11 protein-coding genes are annotated in these 13,324 nt (G+C 63.1%); 1 reads left to right on the plus strand and 10 read right to left on the minus strand.

Translation table 11 applies throughout. From position 1 onward, the window contains the following. The first annotated feature begins 26 nt into the window (after positions 1-26). Entirely contained in the window at positions 27-251 is a 225-nt protein-coding gene (locus HX830_RS24250) for an MbtH family protein (protein WP_103496885.1), read from the plus strand. 34 nt (positions 252-285) lie between these two features. Here the strand turns inward: HX830_RS24250 and HX830_RS24255 are convergent, their stop codons facing one another. From HX830_RS24255 to HX830_RS24300, 10 genes are all read right to left on the minus strand, one after another. Further along, positions 286-2,964 carry a membrane-targeted effector domain-containing toxin gene (locus HX830_RS24255; protein WP_177103072.1) on the minus strand — a complete coding sequence of 893 codons (2,679 nt, stop codon included), beginning with the start codon at positions 2,962-2,964 and terminating at the stop codon, positions 286-288. 280 nt (positions 2,965-3,244) lie between these two features. Continuing rightward, entirely contained in the window at positions 3,245-6,715 is a 3,471-nt protein-coding gene (locus HX830_RS24260) for a calcium-binding protein (protein ID WP_177103074.1), read from the minus strand. A 141-nt stretch (positions 6,716-6,856) separates the two neighbouring features. Next, positions 6,857-7,819 (minus strand): metal ABC transporter solute-binding protein, Zn/Mn family, encoded by a 963-nt coding sequence (locus tag HX830_RS24265; RefSeq protein WP_177103084.1) that lies wholly within the window; start codon positions 7,817-7,819, stop codon positions 6,857-6,859. Next, positions 7,820-8,719 (minus strand): metal ABC transporter permease, encoded by a 900-nt coding sequence (locus HX830_RS24270; RefSeq protein ID WP_103496889.1) that lies wholly within the window; start codon positions 8,717-8,719, stop codon positions 7,820-7,822. It lies immediately after the preceding gene. After that, on the minus strand, positions 8,716-9,474 hold the full coding sequence (locus HX830_RS24275) for a metal ABC transporter ATP-binding protein (RefSeq protein WP_177103086.1): 759 nt from the start codon (positions 9,472-9,474) through the stop codon (positions 8,716-8,718). The genes HX830_RS24270 and HX830_RS24275 overlap by 4 nt, the downstream gene beginning before the upstream one ends. Continuing rightward, positions 9,471-10,400: a metal ABC transporter substrate-binding protein gene (locus HX830_RS24280; protein ID WP_177103088.1), complete on the minus strand. Its 930-nt coding sequence runs from the start codon at positions 10,398-10,400 to the stop codon at positions 9,471-9,473. The genes HX830_RS24275 and HX830_RS24280 overlap by 4 nt, the downstream gene beginning before the upstream one ends. 35 nt (positions 10,401-10,435) lie before the next feature. Continuing rightward, a complete protein-coding gene (locus tag HX830_RS24285) occupies positions 10,436-11,008 on the minus strand; it encodes a DUF6162 family protein (protein ID WP_177103090.1) in 573 nt (190 codons plus the stop codon). After that, the gene (locus HX830_RS24290) at positions 11,005-11,337 is read right to left on the minus strand and encodes a hypothetical protein (protein ID WP_177103092.1); all 333 of its coding nucleotides are present in this window, start codon (positions 11,335-11,337) and stop codon (positions 11,005-11,007) included. The genes HX830_RS24285 and HX830_RS24290 overlap by 4 nt, the downstream gene beginning before the upstream one ends. Beyond that, a complete protein-coding gene (locus tag HX830_RS24295; protein ID WP_177103094.1) occupies positions 11,334-11,873 on the minus strand; it encodes a thiamine pyrophosphate-binding protein in 540 nt (179 codons plus the stop codon). The genes HX830_RS24290 and HX830_RS24295 overlap by 4 nt, the downstream gene beginning before the upstream one ends. Then, on the minus strand, positions 11,870-13,090 hold the full coding sequence (locus HX830_RS24300) for a PepSY-associated TM helix domain-containing protein (protein ID WP_177103096.1): 1,221 nt from the start codon (positions 13,088-13,090) through the stop codon (positions 11,870-11,872). Before HX830_RS24300 ends, HX830_RS24295 begins: the two co-directional genes overlap by 4 nt. Positions 13,091-13,324: the final 234 nt, after the last annotated feature.

Below are 13,324 nucleotides of genomic sequence, written 5' to 3' on the forward strand. Positions count from 1 at the left end.
TCATCCCCACACGACGGAGAACAGCAATGACTTCAGTATTCGACCGCGACGACATCCTCTTCCAGGTAGTGGTCAACCACGAGGAGCAATATTCCATCTGGCCGGACTACAAGGCGATCCCCAATGGCTGGCGCGCCGTGGGTAAAAGCGGTTTCAAGAAAGAGTGCCTGGACTATATCGAAGAGGTCTGGACCGATATGCGCCCGCTGAGCCTGCGCCAGAAAATGGAGGCGCAGGCCGTCGCGGGTTGAAGGCTTGCCCCCGCGCGCGATGGGGGCCGACTGTTCAGAGATCGTGATGGGCTATGTAAGGGTCCAGATTCTTCGCGTAGATCAATTCGCGCTTCAAATGATCGAGATCGTCAAAGACTTCCGATCCGTCGTAGCCCAGTGCTGGTGCTTTAAGGCAGAGCTGGTCGGGCATCCCGGCCTTTTGCAGGATCGGGATGACCTTCAATGAGCGGTCCGTTGAGCGATAGACCAGCACGGGGCCGTTCTCGACCTGGCCGAACAGAAACATGCCAGGTCGATGGAGTTGAGGATGGGTATCGAGCCTGAGTGTCCCGGGCAGGCCTCCGGGCGTCCCGGCCACCTGCACCATGCCGATGCTCTTGAGCCGCCATACCAGATCGCCAATGCTGCTGAATCTTTCGCTGTCAGGAATACCGGATCCGGCCGGGGCAAGGAACTGTCCTTCGCTGGCAATCAATGGGATCTCCGTGTAGGGCCTGTCTTTAGGTTTCTGGACCAGCAGGAAACCCTCGTTGGTGGTTTCAATCAGGAAGTCCGATGGCTTGTGCAGACACTCCCTGGAGTTGTGCTGGTTGGGGCGCAGGGGGGAGGACTGAATACTGATCTCCAGCTTCAGGTCCGCGCGGACCTGATGAACCCCATTGGAAAAAAGCGCCACTTCGCCGCTGTCTGGCGTGATCCGTAGCGCCGGCTTCCCCCCCGTGGCGACAGTACGCAGGCCCACCGCGCCTTGTAATTCGGCCAGACCGGGTATTTGCCTGAGCGTGTTGACATGGATACTTTCCACCAGCGCCAGCCATCGATGCGCACCGTATTGCTGTTGGTCGGCGCTGATCAGCTTGTGGGCAATATAGTTGAAGGTGGACAAGCGCCTGATGCTCGGACTCCATGCCGGGTCCCGGTTCTGCACGCGCTTCCCATCGGGATAGCTGATGGCCGTGTCCAGTGCCTGGATCCTGATACCGTGCTGGCGAGCGCCGACCAGCAATTGCCGCAGTGAATACTTGCCCTTCGGATCAATCGAGTCCTTGCTGTCCTCATTGCGAAGCAGGTTCTTCAGTTCGTCGGGTATCACACCCGTGGTGTGAAAATCGTCCAGAAGCTGCTGGTCGAAGTCTTTCATCAGGTGCTGTACATAAATCCTTTGCACCTGCAGCTTCGAGAGAACCGGCAGGTTGTCGATCAGCAGTTGCCTCGCCATGGTTGACTTGGCGCCAGCCCCCAGCACCAGTCCCTGGCTGTTTTCGTAGATTTTTTCAAGGAACTGCGCCGGAGGACTTTCTGCCGGTAACTGCGGCACTGGGCGTTGGCCAGGGATGACCTGGGAGTGGGAAAAGAAGGCCTGGGCGGTTTTCTCCAGGAGTTCCTTGCGGCGAAAGAATTCGCTGCGGATATTGCGATTGACGCTATTCGTGGCATTGCCGGAGTCCATTATCGCGACACCCTTTTTTTCGCGGATTTCGGGGTTGAGCAAGTCCCTGAAACGGGGCGAAGCTTCAAACGAGACATTCCAGGGTACTTTTACCGACAGTTTCAGGTCGGCGCCGATGAAGTTGGTATGGGTGGTGCTGGAGGCGACCGGCAGCAGCGTTTGTGCCGCGGGCCCGATCACCACATCTTCGACCTGCAGGCCGATAACGCCTTGGGCCATGGCCAGTCCCGGGGCAATTCCGGAGTGACGGCTATTGGCATGTTTGTTTTCCAGCAGGGCAATCCATTTACCCCCGGCGCCATTCAGCCGATCGGCGTGGATGACCTGATTGGCATGCTGGACCATCACCCGTCCGTGGTCGAACAGGGCGCGTTCATCTTTCGAGAGTGAGTAGCTCGCCGCACAATCGAGCGCCTGAACCCGAATACCGTGAGCTTGCGCGGTGCTGACCAGGCGATGGTAATTGTAAAAGCCCGGCGAGGAGCTGCCATACACGGTGCCCAGTACTCGCAAGTGGGTATCCAGTTGATGGCTCATGATTCCGGTTTTGTGGAAGTGGTCCAGGTGAATCTGCTCGATATCGGTTCTGAGGTGTTCCAGATAAAGGGTTTTCACGCCTTTTTCAGCCAAGGTGGCCATGTTCTCGATCAGGAAAAGCTTGCTGCCCGGGCTGGTCAGCACTTCGCCGAGGACCAAGCCTTCGGCGTTTTGATAAAAGGCTTCGATCATTGCGCGAGGGCTGGTGCCACGGCTTGGCTGGGGGCGCGTGGGCGCGGGCGGCAGTGCGCTGTTTCTGAAGAAAGTGTCGGAATTCGCCAGCAGCCGTGCGCGCAGCTCCACGAGCTTCTTCTTCGTGGCGATTTGCACGAGGGAACTGCTGGTGTTCGACAAGGCTGGCGCCTGGGCGACAACCAGTCGATGTTCCTCAGGCAGTTGATACTGACGCAAGGCCGTTGCAGCACTGTTTTCTTTCCAGATATCGCTGCCCGCGACCCGGTACAAGGCCGGGCCCGAGGGTAGGAACTCTTCCCGCGCCTGGGCGCAGTAGGACCTGACGCTTTCGTCATAGCGGACCATGACCACCTGGCCATCTTCGAGATTGACGAACTTGCGCTGCTGGGCCACGCGAAACCCTTCGCTGTCGGCGGGCGGCAGGCCTTTGGGCGCGGGCCTTGAGTAGGCGCTCAAGGGGCGGCCCGGCGACAGGCTGTTGGCAACGGGCCCGGTGATGTTGCTGATGGCAATGGGGGCTGCGCCGGGGATTCGTGCGACGGGAGCCACTGCCGGCCTGACGGGCGGTATGCCCCCGGGTGCGCTCGGCAGCACCGGGGTGCCGGTGGCGGGCAGGCGGTTGCGTATCGCCGGGCTGATTTCGGGGAGTCTGATGGCCGGCAGATCGGGTTGTCCGGTGCCGGAGGTGCCGGGGCGAATCGGTGTTCTGGGGGACATGACGGAATCCTTTCGTTGATCGTGGTCTCACTGGGGCCGGCCAACGGCGCGTCTTGCGCCGCGGGCAAGCCCGCTCCGGTTTTGCTCGTGTAGGCTTGGAAGCCCCGTGCGGCTAGCGCGGGGTGTGGATAAACAGGTCCGCGGAGTCGACGAGGGAGGCCTCGTCGTTGTCGGTGCGCCACTGCCGCGTCAGCGTGTCGTAAGTGATCGCGTCGTAGGCCGCCTGGGAGCGTGTACTTGACGTCGAGTCGCTGATCACCCTGAGTCCTTTGATCCTGACGCGGTTGCTGGCCAGCTGGTCGTCTGCCTGATGCTGTTCGATACAGCGCTTTATGGCGTCCAGATCGGCATGGGCGCGGGCATCCAGTTCCTGCAGCAACAGCTGGTCGAAGATCCGGTCCACCTCATACCGGGCGCCGGATGTCACGACGATGTAGATCAGGTCCATCGGTTGCGCGGGATCGTCGTGGGTCGGCAGCAGGAAGCGGATATTGCCGACCCATAGCTGCTGGGGGGCGATCCTGATATCGCCGGGCGTTACGATCTGCGCGCTTGCCTGGGTATGGATGTACCAGGTCGACGCATTGGTGATTTTCGCCAGGGCTCCCGGCGTCGACAGGTGGATGGTCGCGCCGGAGCAGGGATAGAGTTCATAGGTTGAACTCATTCCCTCCAGGGTGTAGATCGTCGAGGCGCCGCCGGCTTTGAAGTCGACGCGCTGCGGATGGTCCTTCAGCAAGGCGCTCTGGCTTTCCGGCGAACGGAACAGGCAGTTGCCGGTACGCCTGCGTAATGAGGCACGGCCATCGATGCTCCTGATGCCCGGGTTGCGGCTGTCGTCGAGATAGCTGGCGGTTGGCGCGCCGACCTGGTACGAACTGCCATCGCGCAGCACCAGGACAATCCCATGGTTCAGGTCGAACCCCGTGGTATGCAAAGCGGCACCGACATCGGTCGCTTTGCCCGCGCCTTCGACCACCCAGTCCTTGAGCGTCAGTTGTGTCTGGTCGTCGAACCGCAGGCTCAGGCTGGCCTCGCTGTAGCTCAGGTAGTTGAAGGCACCGATCCTCTTCGATTGCACCTGGTAACGCGTGCTGACCTGCTCGATCTCAGCGCTGTCGTAGTCGAGGAACAGCGTGGTTGAGGGGCGCGTGTCGTCGGGTGTGACCTGGAAGGTCGTGTGCAGGGTCTGCCTGGCGATGAAGTAGCCGTTCGTCGAGGCTCCGGGAAGCCTGTACTCGCCGCCATTGACGGGCTGCGGGGCTGGCGGGAGTTTCCCGAGGACCAATACCGTTACCCGGATATCATGGTCGTCGGTGCCTTCCAGGGTGGCCGGCAGATCGGGTTTGAGGGTGTGGCCTTCCTGGGTGACAAACAACAACAGGTCATTTTGCAGTTGCCGCCCGCCGTCGTGCCTGTAGACATCCCGGATGGTCAACTGGTGACTGGGCAGCACGCCATTTTCGTCCCGCAACGAGGTGACAACCAGCGCGGTGTCAACGATGCGCCAGCTCTGGATACGCTCCATGGGCCAGTCCAGTTCGATGGTACTGGGTTCACCGCCGTCCTCGTCGAGGATCACGGTTCTTCCCGCAGGGGTAATCCGGTAGTGGTCCTTGCCGGCTCCTCCAGCGACCCTGCTCTGGGTACCCTTGAGTATGAAGTGGTCGTCGCCGTCACCGCCGCTCGCCTGGTCGTCCGAGCCCTGCAGGGTGATGTGATTGGCCTGCGAGTTACCGTTCACGCGACTGCTGCCACCGGCAAGGGTCTCGACATGCTCGATGGAGTCCAGCGTGGCATAGGCGACCGGGTTGAGGTCAGCGGCGTTGCGCCGCAAACCCAAGGTGCCGCTGTCCAGGTCAACCGCGTGGCCGACGAACCGGAAGCTATTGCGAGATGGGACCTGCCCTTGCAGCGACAGCGTATCCTGGCCGCCTCCACCCTGTAGCGCACTGATGGCGGGCACGCTGGGGGCGGTCAGGGTGGCCTGGGCCTGGAACAGAAAGGCGTCATCCTGATCGCCGCCGGTCAGGGTCTTTTTACCGGTCGAAAAGGCAAAGTAATTGGGTTTGCCGGGCACGCCGATGACCCGGTCGTTGCCGCCGCCCAATTGCCAGAGCAGGCCCTTTTTTTCCCCCGGCGTTCCGCTGACCAGACCCGGGATTTGCCCCAGGCCCTTTGCGGCATCGATGACATCGTCGCCTTCGCGGACCACCGGCGTATTGACGGTCGTATAGGGTTGTTCCTCGCCCTCATCCCAGCGCGCTGCCCAGTGTTTGACGGGCTCCAGCTCAACGTGGAAGTTGCCGTTCACCACCCCCGCGAGGGTTTCCTTCATTTCCACGTCGAGGAGCGCCCTGGCGCGGGTTTCCAGGGCCTTGCCATAGTCGACCCGGGTGCGCTCGACCAGGTAGCGGTCCATGACCTCCTGGTCCAGCGCCTGCCCGGTAAAGGCGAACCAGCCCGAACGCCAGCGCTCGTTGACGCTCAGCTCGATATAGTCGTCGATATCGTCGACCTGGCGCACGGCGCTGTAGATCTTCGCACCGACGATCAACACCGCGCAGGCGACGAGACCGAGCGGGCCGGCGGAGCTGAAGCCGGCGGCGGCGGCCGCGCCGAGGGCCAGCGACAAGGTGGCGCTGGCAATGCTGAACCCGGCGGTGACGTAATGGTCCATGGCCTCCTTGCCGCTGGCCTTGGCGGCATTGTTGAACGCCACCACGGCACTGTGGATATCGAACGGCAGGGTCAGCACATTGCCCAGCAGGCCGGCACTGCGGCTGACCAGCAGGCCGGCGGAGGTGGCGCGAAAGCCCTGGAAAATCCTGCCGCCCTGGCTGAGCAGGGCCTCCCCGGTTTTCCGCAAGCCGCGCTCGACCAACACCGACGTCAGCTCGGCGCCAATACTGCCGGCATTCACGGCCGCCTCGGTGACGTCGCGCTTTTTCAGCGCTTCACGGATGCCGACCAGGCCGCTGTAGATCCCGTAGGCCTGCATGCCGGATCCCGCCGTGAGCATGCTGCGGCTCTTGGCGGTATCGATCCAGCTCGGAAGGCTGAAGGTGACATATTTGTGCGTGAGAATTTGCAGGTTCTGCAAGCGCACCAGCAACTGATTGAGATGCTTCATCAGGTTGGCGGCCAGCGCCGGTTTTTCTGTCCCGAGCAAGGGCGGGGCCTGCAGGGAACGTTGCGAGCCTATTTCAAACAGCACGTCGATCGGGCGCTGATGGGTGTCGTCCCCGGTCTCCAGATGCCGTTGCAGTTTATCCGGATCGAACTGCAAATCATCCACCAGGGCCCGGCCGCTGCCCTGGAGTTGCGGGGCGGCACTGTCGAGGGCGCGTCCGCCGAGCCTGGCGCCCATGTCGTAGAGTTCCACGCGACTGATGACAAAGCTGTCCAGGGTCACCGGTCCCAGGCGCGCGTCCAGTTCGGCGAGGCCGGCCCGGCCCCTGGCCGGTGAGGGAACGGGGCTGGTGGAAGGCTTCCTGACGGCAGGGTTTGCCACAAGGTCCGAGATGACAATGCCATCGACCGGCCTGGCGACCCGATCATTCCTGCTGAGTGTGTTGGCCATGGATAAATCCTTTTATCGTGAGTTTTGAGGAACCGCACGAAGGAGTATCTCCAGGGGTGTTTTTGCGCTTGAGGTATCTGTTTATGGTTTCAGCCTGTCCTTGTCGGGGATGAGCGGAATTTGCAGCGGGACAACGCTTGTCTATAAGGGAGCCAGTTTCTCCAGGACTTGCGTGATCGAGTCTTCAAGCCCGGTCAGCGGGTCGGCGTTCTCGTTCTCGAGCACCAGCAGCGTACTGCCGGCCTGACTGATCGCCGACTTCACGGCCTGCGGAGGCTGACGGTGATCCAGCACCAGTTTCACCTCGGCGTCCTTGAGGGTTGCGCTCAGCTTGGCCAGGGCTTCGGGCGTCCATTGCTCGTCGGCCCGGGCATCGACCTGGATCAGCTCCAGGTTGAGTCCGCCCAGCAGGTAGTTGAAGCGCTCGGAGAGGCTGAACACGCTCAGGTTGTCGGCTTTGGCCAGTCGCGCTTCGCTGTCGGCGCTGAGTTTGAGCAGGCGCTGCTTGAGGGTCGCCAGGTTGCTTTCGATCTTCGGCTTGGCCTCGGGGGCCAGGCGCACCAGGTCGGCGGCGATCACATCGGCCATCCGTCCCAGGTTGTTGCTCGACAGCCAGGGCTGGCTGTTCAGACCGTCCACGCCGTTGCCCGGCTGCACCGCGATACCCGCCAGGCCGCCGTCCACCGGACGGGCCGCATCCACCTCGACGATTCGCACATTGTTGCGCCGGGCCATGGGGTAGAGCGGGTCCTCGGGCCACAGCGAACGCAGCCCGATCACCGCGTCGGCATTGCTCGCCAGCTTCTGCAGGGCCGGGGCCCCGCGACCGCTGAAATAGGCGCTCTGGCGACTGCCCGGCAGGTTGGCATCGGCGGCCCGTTGCAGTTCCACGTCGGTGTCCTTGAGCAGGATTTCGCCCAGGCCGTAGGTGATCGGCAGGCTGGCGAGAATGCGCACCGGTTTGGCCGTGCTGCTGGCATGCAACGCCACAGTGCCCAGGCCGTGATTGGCGGTGATCTGCAGAGGCGCCTGGTTGGCGAACGACGCTACGCTGTACAGGCTACTCAGGGTAAGGGCGAGTGCCAGGGGACGAAAAACAGGCATTTATCCAATATTCCCTTTGAGGCTGGGCACGGTGCCACGGGCGAGCGCCGCGAGGGCGAAGGCGATACCGGCCATCAGGATGATCGCCGCGCCGGACGGCACGGGCAGGTCGAACAGGATCGGCAACAGGATGCCGCAGAGCGTGCTGACGGTGGCAATCGCCACCGAAATCCAGAAGAACCCCTTGAGCGATTGGCTGAGCAGGCGCGCGGCGGCGGCCGGAATCACCAGCAGGGCGCCCACCAGGATTGCGCCGATGACTTTTACCGCCGCCACGGTGATCAGCGTCACCAGCACCACGAACAGGTAGTCGAGGGTTTTCACCGCGACACCGCGCACCGCCGCCAGTTGCGGGTTGAAACTGGCCAGCATGATGCGGTTGTACAACGGCAGGCTCAGGCCCATCACCAGGCTGCCGACAATCAGCAGCACCAGCAGGTCGTCGCCGTTGACCGTCAGCACCGAACCGAACAGCACGTTTTCCAGGATATGCACGTTGATCTTGCCGGCCAGCACCAGCAGCAGGCTGGCACCGAGGGCCAGGGACACCGAGAGAAACACCCCGATCAGGGTATCCGGCGCCAGGCCGGTGCGGTTGCGCAGGTAGTTGAGCAGCACGCCGAACAGCAGGCAGTAGCCGAACAGGCTGCCGTAGGGGCCGGTGTAGGGTTCGCCGAGCAGGATGCCGATGGCCACGCCGGTCAGGGCCGCGTGGCCCACGGCTTCGGAAAAGAACGCGAAGCGCTTGACCACCACCAGGGTGCCGAGGCCGCCCAGCACCGGGCCAATCAACAGCCCGGCGATCAGGGCATTGACTACAAAACCGTAAGCCAGTGCCGCCGGCAGGAAACCGGACGAGGCCCAGCCCTGGATCATCAGGCGAAAAGCTTCATAAGTCATGGCCGGGTCTCCTCGTTGAGGCTACGCGGATGGGTGGAGAACAGGCTCAGCAGGCGGTCCGGGGTCAGGGCCTCGGCCGGCGAGGCATCGAACAGGATGCGGCGATTGAGGCCGGTGACCCGGTCGGCCAGGCGCTTGACCGCTTCCAGGTCATGTTCGATCCACAACACGGTGATGCCGGCGCGACGCCAGTCGAGCAGCAAGCGCTCGAAAACCTGGATGCCGGCTTCGTCCAGGGCTGACATCGGTTCGTCGAGCACCAGCAGTTGTGGCGCCGGTATCAGGCCCTGGGCCAGCAATACCCGCTGCCGTTCGCCACCGGACAAGGCGCCCATGCGGCGCTTGCGTTTGTCCTGCATGCCGACCCGTTCCAGGGCCTCGCCAATCGCTCCGGCGAAATGCCGGGACAGTCCGAGGAAAGCCGGACGGCGCTGGCACATGGCGGCCATGAAATCGTCGACGGTCATCGGCAGACCGCGGTCGAACTCCAGGGCCTGGGGCACATAGCCGATGATCCCGGGAGCCTCGGGCCATTCCAGGCTCAGGCGTCCCTGGTGGGGCATCTGCCCGAGCAGGGTCTTGATCAGCGAGCTCTTGCCGCCACCGTTGGGCCCGACCAGGGCGTGCACATGACCGGGGCGAACCTGGAAGCTGACCTGATCGAGAATGGTGGTGTTGCCCAGCACCAGATCGATGCTGTCGAACTTCAACGTCGGGCCGATGGCCCGGACGACCAACCGTTCGGCGGCGGTCATACCCCGGCCTCCTGAATCGCCCGGACCACGGTGTCCAGGTTGTCGCTCATTTCCTTCTCGTACTTGTCGGCGCTGTAGTCGCCATAGGAAATATGCGACAGCGGATAGATCCGCACCCCCGACTCGCGGCGGATGGTCTCGACATAGGTGGACGGGAAGTCCAGTTCCGAGAAGATCACCTTCACATCCAGCTCGCGCAGTTGGTCGATGGTCTTCTTCAACTGGCTCGGGCTCGGTTCGATGCCGTGGGCCGGCTCGACCACGGCGGTGACTTCCAGGCCGAACTCCCGCAGCAGGTAGTCATAGGCCGCGTGCACCGTCGCCACCCGCAGGTCGGCGTTGGGGGCCTGGGTGAGTTTTGCCAGGGCGTCGGCGCGGATCTGCCGCAGGCGCTTGCCGTAGGCCCGGGCGTTGGCGGTGTAGGTCTTGGCATTGTCCGGGTCGAGCTTGCCGAGTTCCCGGGCAATGTTGTTGACCTGGGCGATGGAGGCGCTGATGGAGAGGAAGGTGTGCGGGTTGACCACCTTGCCGGCACCCCGCGCGGCGGTGCCGGTGGCCGCCAGCAGCGGCACGTTTTCATTGGCCTCGATCACCGGGATATTGGGCTTTTCGCTGGCGGCGATCATGCGGTCGGCGAAGTCGTCATGACCGACGCCGTTGACCACGATCACATCCAGCGTGCCGATGCGCTTGATGTCCTCGGCGCGGGGTTCGTAGGCATGGGGATTGAAGCCGGCCGGGATCAGCGGCACTACTTCGGCCTTGTCGCCGACGATATTCGCCACGTAGCTGTAATAAGGATGCAGGGTGATACCGATGCGCAGGCGCTTGGCCGGGTCGGCCTGGACCTGGAAGGACAGCAGCAGGGGCGAGAGCAGCAGCGCGAGCAACAGGCGACGGCGGCCGAACAGAGCGGAAATGGACATGGGTAGACAGTCTTCCCTGGGGTGAGTCGGAAGGTTCAGTGCCGATGCTGGCGGGTTACGCCGGCATCGAATTGCGCGACCACCCGCTGCCAGCCGCCGGCGATCAGGGCGCTGTCGCTGAGGTCGGCGGGGGCCGCCAGGTTGTTGCTACGGTTGAGCCAGATGTCCGGCGCGGCGTTCGCATCGTTGCCGACCCGCATCAGGAACGAACCGGCAGTGGCCGTGGCGTGGCTCAGGCCGAAGTAGGCGCGCTGGTCGAGCAGGCGCCAGGCGTGGCCGCCGCGACTGACCGAGCTGGCGTCCTGGGCAAAGGGGGCAAAGCCTTCTTCGCCGAGTTGCTCGGGGGCGGGCAGGGCCTGCTGGTCCTGTTGCAGCAGGTGGATTTCGTCGAGGGTGACCCGCAGGTCGGCGTAGATGCCCTGCTCGCCGGCGCTCAGGTCGCGGCGCGCATCCACCTGATAGGCCTCGAGGGTGCTGACGTTCTGCTTCTCGCCATGCAGCGCCACCACGGAACCGGCGACCAGCAGCACGATCAGGCAGAACAGCAGCACGCAGAGGGTTTCATGGCCGGCCCCGGCGGGGCGGACGACCTGGGTGGTGGTGTTCATGGGGCTTCGATATCCCCATGGTCAATTTCAACGATATGCCCGGGACCGGCGTCGAACAGCACATAAAAATCGGTCGCCGGCTTCTTGAAGGTCAGGGTCGAATCCGCGCCCAGCTTGCCCGGCAGCAGGATGCTTTCGTCATAGCCGATCACGTCCAGGGTCACCCCGGTGGCCGCGCTGCCGTCGGAGAAACCGCCCTTGCATTGAATCTGCTCGGCATCGATCTGCTTGCACTCGCAGATCGGATTGTGGGCCAGGGCGCTGGTACTGAAACCGGCGGCCAGCAGCAGGAGGCCGGTGGCAAGCGTCTTGGGTGGCGTGAAGGTCATTTCCGCGCTCCTTGTTTGTCCAGCCAGGCAAGGGTGGCCGGGGAGGCCTGGCGCAGTGGAAAAGAGGCCTGGTGCACCGAACCGTCCCAGCCCTCGAGGGTGATCCACAGTTCGGCATCGTCCTGGGTCCGGTCGGGAATCGGCACCACGGCATTCATGCGATAGGCGGTGCCGAAGAAGATCACCCCGGCGGCGCGCAGGCTGCGGGGTTTGCCGACGCGCAGGTAGGCGGCCTTGATCTGTTCGCCGCAAACGTCGCACAGGCGGGCATTGAAGCTTTTCAGATAACCGGCGGGTCCGTCGCGACGCGGTCCTTCGTCCCAGAGTTCGGCCATTTCCAGGCTCCAGGGGCCGACCTGGATTTGATTGAGGTGCTTGCCCAGGCCGGTGTCGCCACGGAACAGCGCGGCATCGGAAAAGTAGCGCGGCATAAAGCCCAGGGGGATCAGCACCAGCAGGATATTCAGATGGAAGCGCCACTTGTGCCAGAAGCGGCGGAGGGGCGAGGGCGCCGGCAGCGGGCTGTCCTTGCTCACGGGGTCACCTCCGGGGTCTCGGTATTCCGCGCCCGGACCTTGGGCGCCGGCGCCCGTTCGGTCTTGCCGCTGCGTTTCAGGGCCTGGGCGGTAGCCAGGGCGGTGCGCTTGGTCCAGATCAGCAGGCCGCTCAAGACCATCATGCTCAGCACCAGGCCGAAGAAGAACCAGATCAGCTTGATCCACAGGCCGCCGAAATCCCCGGTGTGCAGGGGCCGCATCGATTCGGTGACGAACTCCAGGTTGTTGCGATCCGAGAGCAGGCGCGATTGTTCGATCTTGCCGCTGTAGGGGTTGATCTGCAGGGTCTGGTACATCAACGGATAACCGCTACGGCCGCCGACTTCGATGGGGCTGAAGGCATTGCCGGGCAGGCTGACAAAGCTCGAATCGAGCCCGGGAACCCGTTGCTGGGCGATGCGCAGGGCTTTGTCCGCGCCGAGCATCGGCGCCGGCCGGCCGTCGGGCATCAGCGGCGCGCTGTCATGGGAAATGATCGCCGGGATCGGCCGGCTGGCGAAGCTGATCTGGTTGTCGGCGAGGATCGCCTGGATCAGGAACCAGGTGCCGGTGATGGAAATCACCGCGATAAACCAGATCGACCAGATGCCGCTCAGCCGGTGGAAATCCCCCCAGAAAATCCGCGCGCCGTGGTTGAAGCGCAAGGTTGGCTTGAAGAAGCCCTTCCAGAAACGCTTGTACACCACCAGTCCGGTGACCAGCGACGCCAGCAGCGGTAGTCCGAGCAGCGACACCAGGTACCAGCCCCAGCTGTAACCGTTGACGAAAGGCACCAGCCACCAGCCGTGCAGGGCGCGGGTGAACTGCTTGAAGTCGAACGGCGGGCTGATGCCCTGGATCACCCCGGTATAGGGATTGACGTAGACGATCACCGAACGGCCGTCGGGGTAGTTGATATCGGCGCGCAAGGCGAAATGCGCTTCGTCCGGGCGAATGATCTGCTGGACGATCACCTCGGGATCGCTCTTGGCGATGGCGGCGATCACCTGGTCGAAGCTGAGCAGCGGCGCGTCGTCGAACGGCTTGCTGGCGCGGATCTCGGGATTGGCCAGCCAGACGATTTCCTGGCTGATCACCGCCAGGGTGCCGGTGACACAGACGATCAGGACAAAGAACCAGATGGGCAGCGCCAGCCAGCCATGGACCAGGAACCAGAGTCTTGAGCGGGATTTCTTCGAGGTGGAAGGCTTCGACATGGGAAAGCGGGGGCTCGATTTCTAAGGGTGTCATTTGGATAAGACGGATGAGCCTTGGAAAAACGTATAAGGAAATGAAAGTAAATGTTTCAGCGGTCAAAACCGCCTTGGTCGCCGAGCGACGTTGCCCGGTCCGCCTAATTTCCCTGTACGGCCATCCGTTAATCGAAGCACAGCCAAGTGCACGGCGCATTCGCGCGCCCGGCACTTGCGATCCGAGATCAAGGGAGAAGA

The sequence above is a fragment of the Pseudomonas gingeri genome (assembly GCF_013385425.1).
GTDB lineage: Bacteria > Pseudomonadota > Gammaproteobacteria > Pseudomonadales > Pseudomonadaceae > Aquipseudomonas > Aquipseudomonas gingeri_D.

Bases quoted from the DNA above. Each gene is read 5' to 3' on its own strand.
- HX830_RS24280 (WP_177103088.1), bottom strand. From the start codon at position 10,400: ATGTCCATTTCCGCTCTGTTCGGCCGCCGTCGCCTGTTGCTCGCGCTG.
- HX830_RS24270 (WP_103496889.1), bottom strand. From the start codon at position 8,719: ATGACTTATGAAGCTTTTCGCCTGATGATCCAGGGCTGGGCCTCGTCC.
- HX830_RS24275 (WP_177103086.1), bottom strand. From the start codon at position 9,474: ATGACCGCCGCCGAACGGTTGGTCGTCCGGGCCATCGGCCCGACGTTG.
- HX830_RS24300 (WP_177103096.1), bottom strand. From the start codon at position 13,090: ATGTCGAAGCCTTCCACCTCGAAGAAATCCCGCTCAAGACTCTGGTTC.
- HX830_RS24250 (WP_103496885.1), top strand. From the start codon at position 27: ATGACTTCAGTATTCGACCGCGACGACATCCTCTTCCAGGTAGTGGTC.
- HX830_RS24290 (WP_177103092.1), bottom strand. From the start codon at position 11,337: ATGACCTTCACGCCACCCAAGACGCTTGCCACCGGCCTCCTGCTGCTG.
- HX830_RS24285 (WP_177103090.1), bottom strand. From the start codon at position 11,008: ATGAACACCACCACCCAGGTCGTCCGCCCCGCCGGGGCCGGCCATGAA.
- HX830_RS24265 (WP_177103084.1), bottom strand. From the start codon at position 7,819: ATGCCTGTTTTTCGTCCCCTGGCACTCGCCCTTACCCTGAGTAGCCTG.
- HX830_RS24260 (WP_177103074.1), bottom strand. From the start codon at position 6,715: ATGGCCAACACACTCAGCAGGAATGATCGGGTCGCCAGGCCGGTCGAT.